The organism is Streptomyces sp. NPDC111656 (genome assembly GCF_055656965.1).
Window position 1 is genome coordinate 625952 of sequence record NZ_JBVKCA010000001.1, and the last position, 19145, is coordinate 645096.

Annotated in this window: 25 protein-coding genes and 2 pseudogenes; 19 read left to right on the forward strand and 8 right to left on the reverse strand. The window is 70.1% G+C overall.

The window, feature by feature from the left end; genetic code table 11:
- Positions 1–165: 165 nt before the first annotated feature.
- Both ACZ7M3_RS02915 and ACZ7M3_RS02920 read right to left on the reverse strand, forming a co-directional pair.
- Positions 166–348: an integrase core domain-containing protein gene (locus ACZ7M3_RS02915; protein WP_472061009.1), complete on the reverse strand. Its 183-nt coding sequence runs from the start codon at positions 346–348 to the stop codon at positions 166–168.
- Positions 321–1037, reverse strand: coding sequence for an IS3 family transposase (locus tag ACZ7M3_RS02920; RefSeq protein ID WP_472060178.1), 717 nt, complete (start codon positions 1035–1037; stop codon positions 321–323). The genes ACZ7M3_RS02915 and ACZ7M3_RS02920 overlap by 28 nt, the downstream gene beginning before the upstream one ends.
- Before the next feature lie 98 nt (positions 1038–1135).
- Here ACZ7M3_RS02920 and ACZ7M3_RS02925 point away from each other — a divergent pair, with 98 nt between their 5' ends.
- From ACZ7M3_RS02925 to ACZ7M3_RS02935, 3 genes are read left to right on the forward strand one after another with little or no spacing between them, the layout of a single operon-like run.
- Positions 1136–1633 carry a transposase gene (locus tag ACZ7M3_RS02925; RefSeq protein WP_472060180.1) on the forward strand — a complete coding sequence of 166 codons (498 nt, stop codon included), beginning with the start codon at positions 1136–1138 and terminating at the stop codon, positions 1631–1633.
- Positions 1634–1660: 27 nt separating this feature from the next.
- On the forward strand, positions 1661–2260 hold the full coding sequence (locus ACZ7M3_RS02930; RefSeq protein WP_472060182.1) for an IS30 family transposase: 600 nt from the start codon (positions 1661–1663) through the stop codon (positions 2258–2260).
- Positions 2261–2282: 22 nt separating this feature from the next.
- Positions 2283–2480, forward strand: a complete 198-nt coding sequence (locus ACZ7M3_RS02935; protein ID WP_472060184.1) for a hypothetical protein — start codon at positions 2283–2285, stop codon at positions 2478–2480.
- Between the two features lie 181 nt (positions 2481–2661).
- On the opposite strand, the gene ACZ7M3_RS02940 is transcribed toward ACZ7M3_RS02935, so the two are convergent.
- Together ACZ7M3_RS02940 and ACZ7M3_RS02945 are read right to left on the reverse strand one after the other, a co-directional pair.
- On the reverse strand, positions 2662–2985 hold the full coding sequence (locus ACZ7M3_RS02940) for a hypothetical protein (protein WP_472060185.1): 324 nt from the start codon (positions 2983–2985) through the stop codon (positions 2662–2664).
- Between the two features lie 79 nt (positions 2986–3064).
- Positions 3065–3757, reverse strand: a complete 693-nt coding sequence (locus ACZ7M3_RS02945; RefSeq protein WP_472060187.1) for a LuxR C-terminal-related transcriptional regulator — start codon at positions 3755–3757, stop codon at positions 3065–3067.
- A gap of 150 nt (positions 3758–3907) precedes the next feature.
- On the opposite strand from ACZ7M3_RS02945, the gene ACZ7M3_RS02950 reads away from it, so the two are divergent.
- From ACZ7M3_RS02950 to ACZ7M3_RS03010, 13 genes are all read left to right on the forward strand, one after another.
- On the forward strand, positions 3908–5041 hold the full coding sequence (locus ACZ7M3_RS02950; protein ID WP_351300303.1) for a sensor histidine kinase: 1134 nt from the start codon (positions 3908–3910) through the stop codon (positions 5039–5041).
- A 146-nt stretch (positions 5042–5187) separates the two neighbouring features.
- Positions 5188–6111, forward strand: a complete 924-nt coding sequence (locus tag ACZ7M3_RS02955; RefSeq protein WP_452968711.1) for an ABC transporter ATP-binding protein — start codon at positions 5188–5190, stop codon at positions 6109–6111.
- A complete protein-coding gene (locus ACZ7M3_RS02960) occupies positions 6104–6856 on the forward strand; it encodes an ABC transporter permease (RefSeq protein ID WP_472060189.1) in 753 nt (250 codons plus the stop codon). The genes ACZ7M3_RS02955 and ACZ7M3_RS02960 overlap by 8 nt, the downstream gene beginning before the upstream one ends.
- A gap of 114 nt (positions 6857–6970) precedes the next feature.
- Complete coding sequence (locus ACZ7M3_RS02965; protein ID WP_103079660.1) at positions 6971–7099, forward strand: aborycin family tricyclic lasso peptide; 129 nt, start codon at positions 6971–6973, stop codon at positions 7097–7099.
- Between the two features lie 73 nt (positions 7100–7172).
- Positions 7173–9014 carry a lasso peptide isopeptide bond-forming cyclase gene (locus tag ACZ7M3_RS02970; protein ID WP_472060191.1) on the forward strand — a complete coding sequence of 614 codons (1842 nt, stop codon included), beginning with the start codon at positions 7173–7175 and terminating at the stop codon, positions 9012–9014.
- Positions 9011–9274 (forward strand): lasso peptide biosynthesis PqqD family chaperone, encoded by a 264-nt coding sequence (locus ACZ7M3_RS02975; RefSeq protein WP_355311787.1) that lies wholly within the window; start codon positions 9011–9013, stop codon positions 9272–9274. The genes ACZ7M3_RS02970 and ACZ7M3_RS02975 overlap by 4 nt, the downstream gene beginning before the upstream one ends.
- The gene (locus tag ACZ7M3_RS02980) at positions 9271–9762 is read left to right on the forward strand and encodes a lasso peptide biosynthesis B2 protein (RefSeq protein WP_355311788.1); all 492 of its coding nucleotides are present in this window, start codon (positions 9271–9273) and stop codon (positions 9760–9762) included. Before ACZ7M3_RS02975 ends, ACZ7M3_RS02980 begins: the two co-directional genes overlap by 4 nt.
- Positions 9759–10724, forward strand: a complete 966-nt coding sequence (locus ACZ7M3_RS02985) for an ATP-binding cassette domain-containing protein (RefSeq protein ID WP_355311789.1) — start codon at positions 9759–9761, stop codon at positions 10722–10724. Before ACZ7M3_RS02980 ends, ACZ7M3_RS02985 begins: the two co-directional genes overlap by 4 nt.
- The gene (locus tag ACZ7M3_RS02990; protein ID WP_351300324.1) at positions 10721–11590 is read left to right on the forward strand and encodes an ABC transporter permease; all 870 of its coding nucleotides are present in this window, start codon (positions 10721–10723) and stop codon (positions 11588–11590) included. Before ACZ7M3_RS02985 ends, ACZ7M3_RS02990 begins: the two co-directional genes overlap by 4 nt.
- Positions 11591–11610: 20 nt before the next feature.
- Positions 11611–12132: a MauE/DoxX family redox-associated membrane protein gene (locus tag ACZ7M3_RS02995; protein ID WP_355614680.1), complete on the forward strand. Its 522-nt coding sequence runs from the start codon at positions 11611–11613 to the stop codon at positions 12130–12132.
- A gap of 5 nt (positions 12133–12137) precedes the next feature.
- The gene (locus ACZ7M3_RS03000) at positions 12138–12869 is read left to right on the forward strand and encodes a DsbA family protein (RefSeq protein WP_472060194.1); all 732 of its coding nucleotides are present in this window, start codon (positions 12138–12140) and stop codon (positions 12867–12869) included.
- Entirely contained in the window at positions 12866–14188 is a 1323-nt protein-coding gene (gene mslH / locus ACZ7M3_RS03005) for a lasso peptide C-terminal Trp epimerase (RefSeq protein ID WP_472060196.1), read from the forward strand. The genes ACZ7M3_RS03000 and mslH overlap by 4 nt, the downstream gene beginning before the upstream one ends.
- An 89-nt stretch (positions 14189–14277) precedes the next feature.
- The gene (locus ACZ7M3_RS03010; protein WP_095851500.1) at positions 14278–14952 is read left to right on the forward strand and encodes a response regulator; all 675 of its coding nucleotides are present in this window, start codon (positions 14278–14280) and stop codon (positions 14950–14952) included.
- 319 nt (positions 14953–15271) lie between these two features.
- Here the strand turns inward: ACZ7M3_RS03010 and ACZ7M3_RS03015 are convergent.
- The 4 genes and pseudogenes from ACZ7M3_RS03015 to ACZ7M3_RS03030 form a co-directional block, all read right to left on the reverse strand.
- A pseudogene (locus ACZ7M3_RS03015) lies at positions 15272–15481 on the reverse strand (site-specific integrase); the annotation flags it as partial.
- A 369-nt stretch (positions 15482–15850) separates the two neighbouring features.
- A complete protein-coding gene (locus ACZ7M3_RS03020; protein ID WP_472060198.1) occupies positions 15851–16222 on the reverse strand; it encodes a hypothetical protein in 372 nt (123 codons plus the stop codon).
- Between the two features lie 141 nt (positions 16223–16363).
- Positions 16364–17220, reverse strand: a pseudogene (locus tag ACZ7M3_RS03025) (transposase).
- A complete protein-coding gene (locus ACZ7M3_RS03030) occupies positions 17217–17726 on the reverse strand; it encodes a DinB family protein (protein ID WP_472060200.1) in 510 nt (169 codons plus the stop codon). The pseudogene ACZ7M3_RS03025 and the gene ACZ7M3_RS03030 overlap by 4 nt, the downstream one beginning before the upstream one ends.
- Before the next feature lie 197 nt (positions 17727–17923).
- On the opposite strand from ACZ7M3_RS03030, the gene ACZ7M3_RS03035 reads away from it, so the two are divergent.
- From ACZ7M3_RS03035 to ACZ7M3_RS03045, 3 genes are all read left to right on the forward strand, one after another.
- Positions 17924–18247, forward strand: coding sequence for a hypothetical protein (locus ACZ7M3_RS03035; protein ID WP_472060202.1), 324 nt, complete (start codon positions 17924–17926; stop codon positions 18245–18247).
- Between the two features lie 99 nt (positions 18248–18346).
- A complete protein-coding gene (locus ACZ7M3_RS03040; RefSeq protein WP_472060204.1) occupies positions 18347–18478 on the forward strand; it encodes a hypothetical protein in 132 nt (43 codons plus the stop codon).
- A 380-nt stretch (positions 18479–18858) separates the two neighbouring features.
- Positions 18859–19086: a hypothetical protein gene (locus ACZ7M3_RS03045; protein ID WP_472060206.1), complete on the forward strand. Its 228-nt coding sequence runs from the start codon at positions 18859–18861 to the stop codon at positions 19084–19086.
- Positions 19087–19145 lie beyond the last annotated feature (59 nt).

The following is a 19145-nucleotide window of genomic DNA, read 5'->3' on the forward strand; positions in this document are numbered from 1 at the left end:
TCGAGAGCTGCGAAGCATCGCTGGCCAGGGACCCGTCGGCCTGCCTGCCCGCGAGCCCGCGGGACTTGCCCGAGCCGTGTGCCTGGAAAGCACCGCTCGTCCTCAGACGAGTACCGCGGCGAGACTGTGCTTGGTCCGCTTTGACGGACACCATTGGTGTGGTGGTCAGGCTGCGAGTGCGGTCTCGTAATCGGCGGGACTGCGGTAGCCGAGGCTGCTGTGGAGCCGGTGCAAGTTGTACCCGCTCTCGATCCATTCGAAGATCGCGGTGCGGGCGGCGGCCCGGCTGGGCCAGGGCCGGTTGCCGGTCAGCTCGTTCTTCATGGTGGCGAAGAAGGACTCGGCCAGCGCGTTGTCCCAGCACTGTCCGGTGCGTCCGACGGAGAGCCGGACGTCAACTCGGCTGCCAGCGCGGCGAGTTCATGGCTCGTGTATTGGCAGCCGCGATCGGAATGGAAGATCACCGGTCCGGGTGGCCGACGCCGGTGACAAGCGGTCTGCAGAGCATGGGCGACAAGTTCGGTGCGCAGGTGGTCGGCCGTTGCCCAGCCGACGACCCTGCGGGAGGCGATGTCGATGACGGTGGCCAGGTAGAGCCAGCCTTCCTGGGTCGGGATGTAGGTGATGTCGCCGCACCAACGGGTATCAAGGGCTCCGGCATCGGGTTGGAAGTCGCGAAGTACCAGGTCGGGACGGGCGGCTGCCTGTGGATCGGGGATCGTGGTGCGGTGGCCTCGTCTGCGGTGCAGGCCGGCGAGTCCGGCCTGCCGCATCAGCCGGGCGACACGGCGACGACCGCATCTGGCGCCCTCGTTCTTCAGGACAGCGTGGATGCGCGGAGCCCCGTAGGTGCCGCGGGAACGTGTGTGGACGGCCGTGATCTGCTCCGTCAGCTCGGCATCGCGGACCGCCCGCGGACCGGGGCTGTCGGTGCGGCGAGCGTAGAAGGCGGTTCGGGAGACCTTCAGCAGCTCACACGCCCGTCTGACGTTGTGGCCGCTCTGCTTCTCCGCCTCGATGAACGGGTACACCGTCACCGGATCTCCTTCGCGAAGAAAGCCGTCTTTGATTCAACCGGTCAGAGCAACAGGTCTGGTTGAGGACGGCATACGTGGCGAGACTGGGTCGGCCGGGGATGTCGGACGAGATGAAGGCCGACCTGTGGCGGTGGTGGAGGTCCGGGGAGTCGATCAGCGTCATCTCGAGACAGATCGGCAAGCCGCCCGGCTCGGTGTTCACCGTCCTCAAACACCACGGAGGAATCGCTCCCGTACCCCATAAGGCGCGCGCCGGCGCCTTGACCATGGGCGAGCGGGAGGAGATCTCACGCGGGCTTTGTGCAGGCGATTCCTACCGGGCGATTGCCGGCCTGCTGGGCCGTGCGGTGTCGACGATCAGCCGTGAAGTCAACAACGACGGCGGCCGCGACGTCTACCGGGCGATCGCGGCGCAAGAACGCGCACTTGACCGCGCCCGGCGTCCGAAACAGTGCCTGCTCGCCCGCGGGCCCGCGGTGAGGCAGACGGTGCTGACGCTGTTGAGGGAGGAGTGGTCGCCGAAGCAGATCGTCGGGCATCTGCGTCTACGTCACGGTGCCGACCCGGGGATGCGGATCAGCCACGAGACGATCTAGCGGTCGGTCTACACCACCCGATGGAAAGTGGTATCCCGCGAGTTGTGCAAGTGCCTGCGAACTGGACGCCCGATCCGGAAGAACAAGCGTCACACGGTGAAGGGACAGTGGCGTTCACAGATCAGCGATGCCCGACCGATCGAAGAGCGGCTCCAGGCGGCGAACGACCGCAGCGGGTCCGGACACCTGGAAGGCGATCTGGTGATCGGCTCGAACAACAGCCAGGTCGCCACACTGGTCGACCGGAAGACGCGGTTTCTCCAGGTCGTGAAGCTCGCCGGCCGCCACACCACTGTGGTCGTTCCCGCTCTGGCCGAGACCTACGCACGCATGGATCCCCGCCTACGCGGCACGCTGACCTGGGACCGAGGCATGGAACTGGCGGCCCACAAGCGTCTCAGCGCTGACACCGGTGTCGACGTGTTCTTCGCAGCACCGCGTAGCCCCTGGCAACGTGGCACCAACGAGAACACCGACAAGTTGCTCCGGCAGTACCTGCCCAAAGGAACGAACCTTTCGGCCTTCAGCCAGGACGACCTTGACGCCATCGCGACGAAGCTCAACAACCGTCCGCGCAAGTGTCTGGGATTCCGAACACCAGCCGAGAGTGTTGCCTTGACCGGTTGAATCTAAGGTGGCCCGCTTGAGGATGTCGACGTCCTCGCGCAGTCGGCGGTTCTCCCGCCGCAGCGCGGCCAGTTCCTCCCGTTCGCTGCTGGTCAGCCCGTCGCGCTCGCCCGCGTCGACCTCGGCCTTGAACTCCGACGTGAACGAGCGACGAGGGCGGCGAGGCTTCTTCTTCCCCATGCTCTCCATGATGGACATCCTCCCGGGGCTGAACCCGTGATCTCGGATGTCCGTCGAAGCGGATCAAGCCCAGTTCTCGCCCTACCCGGTCGCACGAACCGCCGACAACCGCGTACCGCATCGGCGCGAGCCAGACCGCGACACGAGTGGTAGGGCTTCTAGCAGCTGCGGCACAGGGCAGGCGGGTGGCTGGCTCGTGGGCGCTCGCCGCAAGAACGGATTCAGCACACATGAGCGTCGGCCTCGGCCTTCTCGAACTGAGGCAACACCGAGGTGTAGGTGTCGGCGGTCAGCCTTGCGTCGAGTGGTGGAAGGACCTGTTGACGGAGGCCGTCCTGCTGGCTTCCCGCATGCTCCTCGGCGTCCATGGCCTGGGTGAGCTTGGCGGGACCGAACTTCGAGGAATCGTGGAAGGAGAGGCGGGACAGTTCGACCGGCGTCGGCCCGAAGGTGTCGGCAACCGGATGGCTGGGGACGTCGATGCCGACCGCCTTGACCCGGGTCACGCTGCTGATCCGGTCGCTGCCCAGTGCTGCCGGTTCCACGGCGATCCGGCCGCCAACGAAGTCGCCGGCGCCGCGAGCACGCCGACCAGAGGGCCGCGCGCTCGATCTCCTGGCGCTGTCAGGCGTGTTGGGGCAGTACGGTGTCGGGCTGGTCGCCGAAACCGGCGTCGCGTGCGCGCAGTACGGCGGCGGCCCGGTCGTGCACCTCCAGTTTGGTGAAGATGCGGGAGACGTAGTTGCGTACGGTCTTCTCTGCGAGAAAGAGGCGCCGGGCGATCTGACGGTTGTTCATGCCGTCCGCGAGCAGTTCCAGTATCTCTGCCTCCCTGCCGGTCAGTTGCGAGAACTCGGGCGGCTCGGGAAGCCTTTGCATGGTGGCGAAGAACCTGCTGAAGCGAGCCGCGATCGTCGGGCTGAACGCGGCGCCCCCGCGCGCCACGATGTGCAGGGACTGAAACAGTTCCTCCGGGGACGCGATCCGCGCGAGATACCCGTTCACGCCGAGGCGGAGGGCGGAGACGATCACGTCGTCGTAGTCGTTCTGCGACACCACGACGATCTGTGGCCGTGACTTCTCCCGGCGGTAAAGGGAGACGATCCACTCAACATTCCTGCAGATGGCGCGTTTTGACGGTGGTTCACCGATGAGCACGACGTCCGGGCGGAGCGGGTTGTTCTCCAGACATCGAAGGCCGTGGGACTCGTCGACCGCTGTGCCGATGAGGTTGACGCTGTCGTCCTGTTCGACGATCGCCTCGAGTCCGGCCAGGGACACCGGGTCCTCACTGAGGATGAACAGGTTGATCCGCATAGCTTTGCACCCCCGTGGTAAGCGTTGAACGCCTGCACAGACGGTGACAGCCTAAGCAGACGAAACGGACGGACTACACCGACTTGAGCGGTCATGGTCCTGTTCCGGCCGCGTTGGACGCCCGGCTGATCAGACACCTAGGTTTGGGACATGGGAGATGTCTCGCGCCGACGCCTGGTCCTCCTCGACGGGGCGGCGGCCCTCGGGTTCGCCCTGCTTCCGCAACTGACGCTGGTACGGCCCGACAGCGGCGGCGCGCCCGGTGGGCTCGCCATATCGCTGCTCTCGCTCGCCACCGCGCTGCCGCTCGCTGTACGGCGACTATGGCCCGTCCCGGTGTTCGCGATCGTCCTCACCGCGTCCTGCGTGGCGCTGGCCGCCGGTCTCGGCCCTGCCGTCTTCCTCTCCGCGGCCTACGCCCTGTACCTGGTCGCGACGACACGGCGACGGCAGCTGGGGCGCTCGGCCGTGATCGTCGGCGGGGCGAGCACGGCAGGCGCGGCCCTGCTGACGGTGACGGGCGGGCAGCACTACACAGGCGGCACCCTGGCGGTGCAACTGCTGTTCGGGCTATTGGTGCTGGGGGCGACGTGGGCCGCGGGGACGGCCGTACGGGAGCGACGCGAGAGCCTGCGGCGGACCATCGTGCAGGCGGCCGAGCAGGCCAAGGTCGAAGAACGAATGAGGATCGCCCGGGACATCCACGACGTCGTCACCCACAGCGTGGGCCTGATCGCGATCAAGGCCGGGGTCGCCAACCACGTCATCGCCACCCACCCAGAGGAGGCCAGAGAAGCCCTCACCGTCATCGAGGACATCAGCCGCAGGGCGCTGCGCGACATGCGGGCCACCCTCAAGGTGCTGCGCCGAGAACACGTCGACCAGCAGCAGGACCTCCAGCCGGTCCCCGGACTGTCGGACCTGCCCTCCCTGGTCCGTACGGCTGAGGCGGCGGGCGTCAGCGTCGACCTGCGCTCCGACTGCGCGGAGGAACCACCCGACGGAGTCGCGCTGACCGCGTTCCGGATCGTCCAGGAGGCGCTGACCAACGTCGTCAAACACGCTGCCCCGACCCGCTGCCTGGTCAACGTCACCGCGCAGGACGGGGTGCTGACGATCGGCGTCACCGACGACGGCCCCGGAGCCGGGCACCGGCCGACCGTGCCCGGCGGCGAGATGGGGCTCGTCGGAATGAGGGAACGGGCCGTCGCGCACGGTGGGACCCTCACGGCGGGCCCTCGCCCCGGCGCGGGCTTCGGGATCCTCGCGACACTGCCGTACTAGTGCCACGACAACCGCCATACGTCCCGCCCACCGCATATGGCTGAAACGGTCTCATACCCCGGTATGGGTCCGGTCCGCGGAGCCGGCCCGCACCGTCCCGACCCCGGTCCGATGTGCGGTGCGGCCGCCGCGGCCAGACTCGTGGCGTGATTGACGTCCAGAACCTGACCAAGCGGTACGGGCCGACCACCGTCGTGGACGGCCTGACCTTCACGGTGCGGCCCGGAGCCGTCACCGGCTTCCTCGGCCCCAACGGCGCCGGGAAGTCGACCACCCTGCGGATGATGCTGGGCCTCACCCGCCCCGACACCGGAACCGCGCGGATCGACGGGCACGCCTACGGCGACCTGGCCTACCCCCTGCGCCACATCGGCGCCCTGCTGGAGACCTCGGCCCCGCACCGCGGCCTGACCGCGCGCGACCATCTGCGCTGGCTCGCGCAGAGCAACCGGATCGCTCGCGGCCGGGTCGCCGAGGTCCTGGAGGCGGTCGGGCTCGCGGACGCGGCCCGGCGCCGCACCGGCACCTTCTCCCTCGGCATGGGCCAGCGACTGGGCCTGGCCGCCGCGCTCCTCGGCGACCCACCCGTGCTGGTGCTCGACGAACCGGTCAACGGCCTGGACACCGAGGGCATCCGCTGGCTGCGCGGCCTGCTGCGCTCGATGGCAGCCGAGGGCCGTACCGTCCTCATCTCCAGCCATCTGATGACCGAGATGGCCCTGGTCGCCGATCACCTGGTCGTCATCAGCCGGGGCCGACTCCTCGCGGACACCGGGATGTCGGACTTCATCGAGCGCCACGGACGGTCCTACGTCCGCGTCCGCACCCCCGAACCCGACCGGCTCGGCAGGGAGTTGGAAGGCGGCGGCGCCACCGTGACCCGTGTCCCCGGCGGCGGCCTGGACGTCGTGGGCATGGCGGCCGCGGACGTCAGCCGGATCGCCGCGGCGGGCGGCTTCCCGCTCGACGAACTCGGCACCCACACCGGGTCGTTGGAGGAGACCTTCCTCGACGTCATCGGAGAAGGCCGACGGGCCCTCGGCCAGGAAGGCAGGAACACGCATGTCTGAGACCCTCGCGGCCGTCCGCGCCGAGACCACCAAGCTGCGCGGCATCCGCGGCACCCAGATCTCGCTGCTCCTGTTCGCCGCGGTCAGCGTGCTCATCGCCGCCCTCGACGGCTGGTCCGCGAAGAACGCGCTGGAGTCCGACAACCCGAGCCTGCGTTCCGACTTCACCCCGGAGCAGGCCGGTCTCGACGGCATCCTCTACGGCCAGTTGGCGCTGATCGTGTTCGGCGTGCTCGTCGTCACCAGCGAGTACACCTCCGGCATGATCCGTGTCTCGCTGCTCGCCGTACCCCGGCGCGGGCGCCTCTACGCGGCGAAGACGGTCGTCACCGCCCTGGCGGCGGTGGCCGTCTCCGTCCCCGTCACAGTCCTCGGTTACCTGGTCACGCAGGCGGCTCTCGGGTCCCACGGTTCCTCGCTCGGCGCGAACGGTGTCCCGCGCGCCCTGGCCGGGGCGGTCGTCTATCTGACCCTGATGTGCCTCTTCGCCGCCGGTATCGCGGCGATCGCCCGCAACGCCGTCGTACCGCTGGCCGTTCTGCTGCCGATGGTGCTCGCCGGGACGCACATCCTGTCCCTCATCGGGGCGACCAAGGAGATGGCCCGGTACTTCCCCGACCAGGCGGGAAACGAACTGCTCACCGTCCGCTCCCCGCACACGGTCTTCGGCTTCACGGTGCTGCTGGCCTGGACCGTCGCCGCCCTCGGCTGGGGCTGGGTGCGCCAGCGTCGTTGGGACAGCTGACAGGACCGGCGTGGGACAACTGCCCCATGCCCGTGGGACATTCCGCCACGTAGCTTCCGTGACAGATCACAGGCCGAACAAGGTCGGTCTGACCGATCCGAAACGGGAGGCACCATGTCCGCGATCTACGAACCCCCCATGCTCCAGGAAGTCGGCGACTTCGAGGAGCTCACGAAGTGCCTCGGTGTCGGAAGCTGCAACGACTTCGCCGGCTGCGGCTACGCGATCGTCTGCTTCTGGTGATCACGTCCGGTGCCGGTGCGTTCACGCGCACCGGCACCATCCGGGGGACCTAGGAGACGGGGAACAAGGCGACATGGAATTCGTGGTTCTTCCGGACTGCCCGGCCGGTGCCGCGTCGGCCGGCCGGCTGCGGGCGGCACGGCGTATCGACCACGCGTCGGGCCGGCCCTGGATCGTCGGCGACTGGCCCGAGGCAGAAGCCGTCGTCGTCGAGGCGGGCCCACGGCGGATGGTCGTGCTGGGACACACCCGGCTCGACGAGACCGCCGCGGTGGCCGCGCTCGGCCGACTGCGTTCGCTGCACGACGTGGACGCGATCGCGTCCCGGCTGCCGGGCGCCGTCCACCTGGCGGTGTCACTGGACGGCAGGACCAGGGTGCAGGGTTCGGCCGTCGGCGTACGACAGATCTTCATGGCCGTCGTCGGCGGGGTGACCGTCGCCGCGAGCGGGGTGGACCCCCTGCTCCGGCTGACCGGCGCCGACCTCGACGAGACCGTGCTCGCCGCCCGTCTGCTGGCGCCGGGCGGACCACCCTGGCCGCTCGCCCAGCGCCCCGTCCGCCGGGGCGTCGAGGCGCTCACCACCGGCCACTGGCTGGAACTGGACGCGGACGGCCGGGCCCGGCAGACCCGCTGGTGGGAACTCCCGGAGCCGTCCCTCACGCTCGCGGAGGGCGCGGCCGCCGTCCGCTCCGCGCTGGACGACGCCATCACCACCCGGGTCGCCGCGGGCGGCACCCTCAGCGCCGACCTGTCCGGCGGCCTGGACTCCACCTCGCTCTGCTTCCTCGCCCACGCGTCCGGCGCCGACCTGGTCACCTACCACGTGATGCCGATCGACAGCGCCAACGCGGACACGATGTGGGCCCGCCGGGCCGCGGAGTGCCTGCCGGCTGCCCGGCACCACACACTGTCCGCCGACCGCGCCGAGAACCTGTTCGACGTCGGCTACACCGCCGACCTCGTGGGCGCGGCCCCGGAAGGCCCTTCGACCTGGGCTTCCGGACTCGCCCACATCCAGGACCTGGCCAAGCGGGCCACGGCGGAGGGCGCCACACTGCACTTGACCGGCTTCGGCGGTGACGAGCTGTTCGGCCGGATGCCCGCCTGCGCCTGGTCCCTGGCCCGGGCCACACCGGTCGGCGGGCTGCGGCTGGTCAACCGCTACCGGCTGGCCAATCGCTGGCCGTGGCGGGCGACCGTACGCTCGCTGCTCGACCGGTCGACGTTCGGGCAGAACCTCGGTCGGGTCGCCGCCCGCATCGACGCCCCGTCGCCGCCCGCCGACGAGCCGGACTTCGGCTGGGTGTTCGCGCCCCGCATGCCGGCCTGGGCCACCCCCGACGCCGTGGCCGCGGTCCGCGCCCTGCTCACCGACGCCGCCACCGAGGGACCCGGGCCCCTGGACGCCGACCGGGCCCGGCACCAGGCACTCGCCTCACTCGTCTTCGAGGGGACCACCGTCCGCCAGGTCAACACCGCCCTCGGGGACACCGGCATCACCTGGGACGCGCCCTTCCTCGACGACCGGGTGGTGGAGGCGGCCCTGGCCACCCGGATCGACCAGCGCCTGCTCGGCGGACGGTTCAAGCCGCTGCTCACCTCGGCCGGGCAGGGTCTCGTCCCCGCGGACATCCTGGGCCGCCGCGACAAGGGCGAGTTCAGCGCGGAGGCGTTCCGCGGCCTGGCCCGCAACCGGGCCCGGATCCTGGAGCTGTGCGAGGACTCCCACCTCGCCCGGCTCGGCCTCATCGACCCGGCGGCCTTCCGGTCCGCGGTGCTGAACCCGGGGCCGATGTCCCACCATCTCCAGCCGATCGACACCACCGTGGCCTGCGAGAGCTGGCTGCGGACACACCCGGAGACGTACCCCCCGCCCTCCGCCCGGAACACGCACACGGGAGAACTCCGATGAAGCTGACCCTCGCCCGCGACGTCACTCTCACCGACATCGACTCCGGGGCCGTCCTGCTCGACGGGCGCCGCGGCCGCTACTGGCAGCTGAACCACTCCGGCGCGGGCGTCCTGCGCCAACTGCTCGACGGAACGGCGCCCGACGCGGCCGCCGCCGGCCTGTGCGCCGCGGCCCCCGTCAGCGACGACCAGGCGCGGCAGGACGTCCAGGCCCTCATCGACGCGCTCAGCGCGGCCAAACTGGTGGAGGTGGCCTCGTGACCACCCCCGCCGTGGCCGAACAGGCCCCGCGGCTGCCCTGGTACCGGCAGTTCGGCCCCCGGTGTGCCGCCGGGGCGGCACGACTGCTGGTCCGGTTGCCCCCGGCCCGGCTGCACCGCGTGCTGGGCGTGGTCAGCAAGGGGTCCCGCCCCGCCGGATACGCCGAGGTGGCGCGGGCCCGCCGGTCCGTCGTCTCGGTCAGCACCCGCTGCGCGGGCCTCGGCTGCCTCCAGCGTTCCGTGGCCACCGTCCTGCTGTGCCGGGCACACGGCAGGTGGGCCGACTGGTGCACGGGATTCAGAACCGAACCGTTCGGCGCGCACGCCTGGGTGGAGGCCGACGGGCGGCCGGTGGACGAGCCCGGCGAACTCAGCGTGTTCCGCACGGTCCTGGCGGTCCGTCGCCCGGGCGAGCACGCGCGCCCGGGCGACAAGGACCCGCACCCCACCCACGGCGACACCCGCTCCTCCGAAGGGAGTCGCTCATGACAGCGATCCGGGCCGAGGGCCTCTACGCGTACTACGGCACCGCACCGGCCGTGAACGGGCTCGACCTGACCGTGCCCACGGGCAGCGTGTACGGCTTTCTCGGACCGAACGGCGCGGGCAAGACCACCACCATCAACATGCTGACCACCCTGCTGCGGCCCACCGCGGGCCGCGCGGAGGTGGCCGGCTTCGACGTCGCCGCCCGGCCCGCCGAGGTCCGCCGCCGTATCGGCATCGTGTTCCAGGAGTCGACCCTCGACCTGGACCTCACCGCCGCCGAGAACCTCCGCTTCCAGGCCGACCTGTGCGGTCTGTCCCGCCGCGCGTCCCGCGAGGCGATCGCCTCGATGCTCGACCTGATGGACCTCTCCGAGCGCCGCAGGGTGCCCGTACGGCAGTTCTCCACCGGACTGCGCCGCCGCCTGGAGATCGCCCGCGGCCTGCTCGCCGAGCCCAGCGTGCTGTTCCTCGACGAGCCGACGACCGGACTGGACGCCCAGACCCGCGCCGCCGTCTGGGACCACCTGGAACGGCTGCGACGGGAGAGGGGCATCACGGTCTTCGTCACCACCCACCAACTGGACGAGGCCGAGCACTGCGACCGGATCGCGATCATCGACCGGGGCAAGGTCGTCACCGAGGGCACACCCGCGGACCTCAAGTCCGTCATCGGGGCCGACCTCGTCGTCCTGCGCACCGAGGACGACCAGCGCGCCGCCGCCGCCCTCGGCGACCGGTTCGGCCTCCCGGCGGAGCCCACTCCGGACGGCCTGCTGCTCCGCGTCGAGCGCGCGGCGGCCCTGGTGCCCCGCCTGTGCACCGAACTCGGCGTGACCGTACGCGAGGTCGCCATCGCCCCGCCCACCCTCGACGACGTCTTCCTGCACCACACCGGTCTCGCCATCCGGGAGAGCACGACAGGCCCGCGCACGCTCGGCAATCTCGGGGAAGGACTGCGATGAGCCGGACCGACACCGCACCCGCCGCACTCGGCGACATCACCGCCGCACCATCACCGCCCGACCGGTCCCGCAACCCCGCACGCCCCGTCCTGCTGCTCTGGCGGCGGGAGATGACCCGGCTGCGGCACAACCCCGTGCGCCTGGCCATGGGGCTGGTGACGCCCCTGCTGTTCCTCGTCGTCCTCGGCACGGGCCTCGACGCGGCGTCGTCCAGCCTCGGCAAGGCCCAACTGAACGACTACCGGGCCTACTTGTTCCCCGGAGCGCTCGTCATGTCGGTACAGGCCCCGGCGATCGCGGTGGGCATCTCGCTGGTGTGGGACCGCAGGCTGGGGGTGCTGCGCCAGATGCTCGTGGCGCCGTTCCCGCGCGCGTCCATCGTGTTCGGACTGGCCCTCGGCGGCGCGACCACAGGCGCGGTCTACGGCCTCATGGTGCTGTCCGTCGGTGGGATCGCGAGCATCCGCTACACGCCGATGCTGCTGGTCGTCCTGCTCGAACTCCTGCTGGTCTCCCTCATGTTCACCTCGCTCGGGCTGCTCGCCGCCGTCACCATCCGGCAGGTCGACACCTTCCAGGTCGTGGTGAACCTGAGCCTGATGCCACTGATGTTCTTCTCCGGGGCGATGTTCCCGCCCAACGGTCTGCCTGGCTGGCTCGACACCGTCGTCAAGCTCAACCCGCTGACGTACGGCGTCGACGCGGTCCGCCGAACCCTGCCAGGACCGAGCGTGCTCACCTCGGAGCAGACCCGGCTGATGCTCGGCGACTGGCACCCACCCGTGGTCGCCGAACTCGGTTTCCTGGCCGCCCTCACCGCGGTCGCACTGGGCCTCGCCGGCTACCGGTTCTCCCGCACCTCATGAACCGGGGAGGACAGAGCACGGTGGACGCGAGCACGACAGATGTCACCACAACGGCCGGCATCCGGGCCACGACCGGGCACTGGGCGGACGCGGCACGGCTCGCGGCACGGCTGCTCCTGGCGGCGGTCCTGGCCTACGCCGGTCTGGTGAAGATCGGAGACCTCACGGAAGCCGGACGGACGGTCGCGCTCTATCGCATCGTGCCCGACGACTCGGCCCAACTCGTCGGTGGCGTCCTGCCGTTCGTCGAAGTGGCGCTCGCGTTGCTGCTCGTGGCCGGGCTGGCCACCAGGGCGGCAGCGGCGGGCGCGGCCGTACTGCTGGTCGCGTATGCGGCGGCCATCGCCTCGGTGTGGGCACGGGGCATGTCCATCGACTGCGGTTGTTTCGGCGGCGGAGGCACGCTCAGCGGTGGCGCCGCACGCGGCTACGCGCTCGACATCGCGCGCGACCTGGTGCTGCTCGGCGCGGCCGCCCTCCTGATCCGGAATCCGCGCACCCGATACGCGCTGGACAGCTGGGTCCTGGACCCGAAGGAGTGAGGGGCATGACGGGCACACAAACAACGGACGCCATGGTGCGTCAGATGGTCCACCAACGGCACCGGCGACGGCGCACGCTCGTGGTGTCGCTGGTGGCCGTCCTGGTGGTGGTCGCCGCCGCGCTGGTCGGCGCGGGCCTCGTCCGGGCGAACAACACGGCCCCCGGCGAGGCACCGAGCCGCGTACCGGCCGGGATCGCCGCCGACAAGTCGGGCGTGGCCGCCTCCACCGGCGCCGTACGTATCGACGTGTACCTCGACTACCTCTGCCCCGAATGCCGTCGTACCGAACGGGCCCTGACCGCGGCCCTGAACGGTCTGAAGTCGCACGGCGGGGTGAGCGTCGTCTACCACCCGGTGGCCTTCCTCGACGACCGCAGCGAACCCGCGGGCTACTCGACACAGGCGGCCTCCGCGGCGGCCTGCGCGGCGGACGCGGGGAGGTTCGAGCAGTACTCCACGGTCCTCTTCGCGAAGCAGCCCGCCGAACAGGGCCCCGGGCTCAGCGAGGCCCAGCTGATCGCGGCGGGCCGGGACGCCGGCATCACCGGGGCGTCCTTCGCGCGCTGCGTCGAGGACGCCCCGTACCTGCCCTGGGTGCGGTACGTCTCCGACATCGCCGCCTCCCGCAAGGTGGCGCTGACACCGACCGTCACGGTGGAGGGCCGCCGCGTCGACGTCACCGGCTCCGATCCGGGCGGCGCGCTGACCCGCGCGGTCACGGAGGCCCGGCGGTGACCCGGCTGACCCTGGCCCTCTCCGGCGACTGCATGGCGACCCGGGGAGCGGTGATCACCTCCGACCCGGCCGCCGGACGGCTCCAGGAACTCCTCCACGGCGCCGACTTCGCCGTCACCAACCTGGAGGTGGTCCCCTACGACGGTCGCGGACACCCGGTGCACAACGCGGCCGGCGGCGGCTGCCTGATCGCGGACTCCGGTGTACTGGACGAGATCACGACGGCCGGGTTCACCGTGCTGGGCTGCGCCAACAACCACGCCATGGACCTGGGCACGGAGGGTGTGCTCGGCACCGTGGACCTGCTGCGGTCGAGGCGGATCCCGTTCGCCGGGATCGGCGCCGACCTCACCACGGCGCGCCGACCCGTCCACGTCGACCGGCCGGGCGGCAGCCTGGCGCTGCTCGCCTGCACCACGACGTTCCTGCCCGGCCAGGAGGCGGCCGATCCGTCGCCGGAACTGCCCGGCCGACCGGGCCTCAACCCGCTGCGCCACTCCGCGACCCTGCGGGTGACGGCCCCTCAGATGGACGTGCTGCGGACGATCGACGCCGAGACGGGTCTGCGCGCCCGCCGGGCCGAGGCCCGCACCCTCCTCGGGGTCGACCCCGCCATCCTCGCCCCCGACCGGCTCAGTCTCTTCGGCACCCGCTTCCTGACGGCGGACGAACCGGGCTTCACGACCGAGTGCGATCCGCGCGACCTCGACGAGATCTCCCGCTGGGTCGGTGAGGCCCGCCTGCGCGCGGACCTCGTCGTGGTGAGCGTGCACTCCCACGAGCCCGGCCCGAAGCCCGAGACACCGGGCGAGTTCCTGCGTGCCTTCGCCCACCGGGTGATCGACGAGGGCGCGGACGTCGTGGTCGGGCACGGCCCGCATTTCCTTCGCGGTGTCGAGCTGTACCGGAACAGGCCGATCTTCTACAGCCTCGGCAACATCGTCAGCCAAATCGAACTCACCGACCGCGTCTCCGCCGAGGACTACGCCAAGGTCACCACCGACCGGCCGCCCACCCCGGGCCGCTACTACGACCGACTTGGCGGCCACGGCACCCGGTTGTTCGCCCCGCACCGCCGCTACTGGCAGTCGCTCCTGCCGGTCCTCACCTTCGACGACGGCACCCTCGTGGCGGCCCGCCTCCACCCGGTCGACCTCGGCTTCGGCCTGCCGGTGCACCGCAGGGGCCGCCCCCGCCTGGCGGACCAGGCCGAGGCCCAAGAGATCCTCACTGATGTCACCCGGCTGTCGGAGTCGTACGGTACGACGGTCGGGGCGAGGGCCGACGGCACAGCGGAGCTGATTCTGGACGTGGCGTGAAGGGCCCTACGTGGCGGGCGAGTTGACGATAGGGCCTTGGTAAAATGTCAAATGTCACCTACGAGCGGACGAGGAACCGGGGAACACGCATGGCCGAGTCGGTCCGGGTACTGATCGCGGACGACCAGGCACTGCTGCGTGGGAGCTTCCGGGTCCTCGTCGACTCCACACCCGGCATGGAGGTCGTCGGCGAGGCGGGCGACGGCGCCACGGCGGTCCGGCTCGCCCGGGAACTCGCCCCGGACGTCGTCCTGATGGACCTCCGGATGCCGGTTCTCGACGGCATCGCGGCCACCCGGGAGATCTGCTCCGACGAGACGCTGACCGGTGTCCGGGTGCTGGCCCTGACCATGTTCGACATGGACGAGTACGTCTACCCGGCCCTCCAGGCGGGCGCCAGCGGCTTCATGCTGAAGGACGCCTCGCCGTCCGACCTGGTCGACGGCATCCGGGTCATCGCCACGGGCGAGGGCGTACTGGCCCCGACGGTCACCCGGCGCGTCATCGCCAACTTCTCCCGGCGCGGCGAGACGCCCCGCCCCGCTCCACGACTCGTCGGTCTCACCAAGCGGGAACACGAAGTCCTCGTCCAGATCGCCAACGGCCTGTCCAACGCGGAGATCTCCGAACGTCTGGTCATCAGCATGCCGACCGTGAAGACCCACGTCGGCAGCCTCCTGGCCAAGCTGCACGCCCGGGACCGCGCACAACTGGTCATCATCGCGTACGAGAGCGGCCTGGCCGAGCGGGGAATGCCGACGTGACCGCGGCGACCAGGACTCACGGCGCGTCGCCCGCTGGGCGGCTGCGCAGGAGTGGCCGTCGCCGACGGCGGTGACGATCAGTTCGTCGCCGTGCAAGCAGGCCCGGCCCCGGGTGTCGACGAGCTCGTACGGGACCGAGTAACTGGGGCACGGGCAACAAGCACACGCGACAAGCGCACGCGACCTGCTGACCAGGATGAAAGCGACGTCTCCGAGCTGAAGGCTTCAACATCATGGCGCCCCGCCTCCGCCCTTGGGCATCACGCTCAGCGTGTCACGTACAGGAGCGATGCGAGCGGCGGCTCCGTGCTCGGAGAGGCTTGGCCGACCGTGTGGGAACGGGCACGCCCTGGTGGACCTTGGCGAGGAGCTCCCGTCGCTCGGTGTCGCACTCGGCCCAGGTCTTGCCGTAGGCGAACTTGCGGGCCCGGGTGCCGTCCGGCTGGAGCATGTAGACCGCGCACTGAAACCGGCCGAGCTTGAGCCGAGCCAGGATTCGGTGGCTGTTGTGGCTTGGACGCGGCGCCATTCGGCGCGGGCGGTGCGGAGGGCGCCGAGGGAGGAATTTCTTGACCTGGCCCGGACCGCATCAAATGCGATCGCAGACAGGGATCTCGCCAGGTCAGCTCCAATCCGCGTACGCGATCACGCCCAGGCTGTTCGCCCAGGACAACAGCCGAAACGGTCCTAAATGGTCGCAGCTTCCCAAGCTGATGTTCCGCCAGAGGACCGAAGTCGGCCGCTCCCACAGTGACGCCGGCGGGCGTCGTAGCCGATGGCCTAACGGATTACCTCGACTTCTCCCACTTGGAGCGAGCTGGTCCCGTCCACGGGACGAGTCACCCCGATCACCGTCGATGGAAACCCCGAGCGAAATAGCCTCTCAACCTGATCAGGGTCATCCGGTGCCGGTATCCGCCTTGTGCAGCATCTGGGCCAACAGCAGGGCGCCTCCGGTCGCTGCCCCTACCGCTCCCGCGGCCAGGAAACCGCGAGAGGAACGCCAGGACAGCACCGACCACCGCGACTGCGCGGAAAACAACGATCCTGTACTCAGCCACGACCCGGTTGAGATCAGCGACAGGGAGGAGCCGACCGAGCCGACCGACAGGGCGCTTCCGATCGAGCCCACTGACAAGGCCGAACCGACGGACCCCACGGACAGCACCGATCCCACTGAGCCGATCGACAGCACAGAGTCCTGTGACCACAACGACAGCACCGAACCAGAGGTGGCACGACGGACCGACCGTACGGACAGTTTTGTCATGAGGCCATCCTGCCCGCTGGTCGCTCTGTCTCGGGAGGTCGTGGACGGATGACTCGGGTCTCGGGTGAGAACCTTCCGGCATCCGGCTCGCTGACTCTTGATTGGTCTCGGGGCTGTTCCAGATGATCGATTCCAAGGGGTTCAGTGGTCGTAGGCGGTGAGCGCGCGTCCGGTTGTCTGGCTGGTGTGGTCGTTGTGCCAGATGGCCGCGGTGAGAGCGAGGGTGCGCTGCAGGACGCGGACGGCCGTGCCGCCGGGGGTGCGGCCGCGATGTCGTTCGAGGTCGAGCCGGCCCTTGAAAGTCTCCTTGACGGACTCGATGACCTGCCGCAGCGGCCTGATGCCCAGCTTGGCCAGCTGCTGCGCGAAGTCGCGGCCGAAGTAGTTCTTGTCGCCGATCACGGTCTGTCCTGGCCGTCCGTCGGTGAGCTGTGGTTCGACGGCGAGCAGGTCGAGCAGGTCGAGCAGCGTCTCGCGCTCGGCGGCCTTGGCTCCAGTCAGCGGCGAAGGCGATCGAAAGACCGTGCAGGGTGCACACCAGGTGCAGCCGTAGACCCCAGAAGTAGCGTGAGTGGCTCGCGCAGTACCCGTACTGGGCCCATCCGGCCAGGTCGGAGCGTTTGACGGTCTCGCGGGAGCGGCCGCACTCGACCGGCGTGGAGTCCACCACCCATACATCGTCGGTCCACAGCATGTTGTTGCGGGCCAGCGTGCGGGTGAGGTGCCGGATCAGATCAGCCGCCTTGCGCAACCGCTTGTTGCAGCCGGGCTGCTGGGGCGGGGTAGGGAAAAAGATGCCGCAGGTGAGCGCGGGCGTGCCGCAATCACCGGGCCTCGGAGGTGAAGCCCGACATGACCTGCATCATCGCCGGCGTCACCAGCTCCGCGTCGCTGAGCCGCGGCGCGTTGCCCACGGCCGGCCGCCACGGGGCCCATTGCGGCGAATCCTGCAGCAGATCGCCGGTCTTCACACAGACCGGTGGCTCCTGCGGACTCAGGCGCCCACTGTCCCGTCGACACCCTCACGCAGAAAGTCCGCGTGCCCGTTGTGGCGGCCGTACTCCAGGAGCACGTGCACCATCACCATCCGCAGCGATACCTCCTCGCCCCATCTCGGCTGCCACCCGGCCTGGTCCAGGGACTCGGCCTCCCGCTCGATACGGCGCGAGTTCTCCACCTCGGCCTCCCAGGCCACGAACGCCTCATCCCTGGTCGACGCGCTCGCGTCGTAGGCCGCCTGGAAGTCGATCTTGTCGGACCAGACCATGGGAGCGTCGTTGTCCTCGAACACTCGACGGAACCAAGCACGCTCCACCTCCGCCATGTGCCGCACCAGACCGAGCAGCGAGAGCGTGGACGGCGGCATCGACTGCTGCCGCAGCTCCTCGTCGGTAAGCCCTTCGCACTTCATGGCGAGAGTCGCACGGTGGTAGTCGAGAAAAGCCCGCAGCATGTCGCGTTCGCTTCCAAAACTGGGCGGTCCTATGCGACTGTCGCTGGTCACTGGCTGTGCTCCTCATCCGCGCCTGCACTCAGGGCCAGAATCTACTCCCGTCGGCTGTCCCCGTACGAGGCCCGTCAACCGGACCCGACTGTCACCACGAAGGGCGCCGGTCACAGGAATCAGCAAGGCTCATCGGTCACCCGCAGCCACAACTCCCCCTTGGAATCCATCATGTGGCGGCGGCGCGGGCGGACGAGATGGACGCCGACGCCGTCAACCGGGAGCTGTCCATCGCGCGCAAGGCAATCGGCTGGTGGCCGCGCCAGGGCTGGATCGAAGGCGATCCGGCCATCGGCATCGAGCGGAGGCCGGCACCGCCGGATCGCACCAAGGCCCTGGCCGATAACCAGAACACCGCCCTGTGGCGTGTGGCCGTCGGCCTGCGGGAGAAGACGTTCTGGAAGATGCTCTACGAGTCCGCGGCTGATGAGGCGCTGTGCCTGAACGTGGAAGACCTGTACCCGCAGGACAAGCGCGAGAAGATCACCGCCAAGGGCGGGGCGACCGAGTGGATTGACTGACAGTCCGGCACCACCCAGCTCCTGCCCCGGTTCATCGGCCGCCGCACCCGCGGCCCGCTGTTCCTCACCGATCGCAAGGCCCCCGCCGGGACGCCGACGTTGGACGTGTGCCCGGAGACCGGCCGGGCCCGGCTCTCCTACCGCCGGACCGAAGAGACCTTCGAGGAGAACACCCGACTGCCGGCCGACCGCCTCGCCTCACCTGAGGACATCGAGGACCTGGGCTGGTGAACGCTCCACCGGCTACGCCGCGGTGCCCTGACACACGATGCCGAGGGCGGCACATCCACTCCGATGCTTCTGGCCCGCTCCCGCCATGCTTCCGTCCGCTCTCTGGAGCGGTACGCCCGCCCCGGCGTCGACGCTGTCGCCCGGCACGTTGCCGAACGCGGCCCTGCCACCCGCCGTCGCAGGTGAATCCGAGCGCATCAGGGCTTCCAGATCATCTCGGCGCCCCCTTGGCGCGTATCTCGGTCACACCCCGAGCCCGCGCCGGACGATGCGCCGACCCCGGTCGAGGCGGCCCGTGTCCAGCGTCGCCGCGCATCGGAGGCCACCCGGGCTCTTGCATTGCGGCGGGCCTGGGCGGAGCGGAATCGGAGGAGCCGTTGATGCTGCCGCTGGAGGCTATCGAGCTGGACGCCTTCCGCCGCCGTCACGAGCACGACACGTTCTGCTGCGGGTTGTTGCTCGGCGGCTGCGGCCTTCAGCTGACCACCAAGCTGTACACCGAGTGTGTCATTTCGCTCACTACCCCGCCCCGGACACCACGCGGCCGCCTCGAAGGGCTTCGTCGTCCTGCCCGCCGCTGGAGGAGCGAACGATCGGCTGGTGCATGAACGCCCAACCGCGATGTGCGCGACGAGGGGACCCGGCTGCGAAACTGGGCGATCAACGG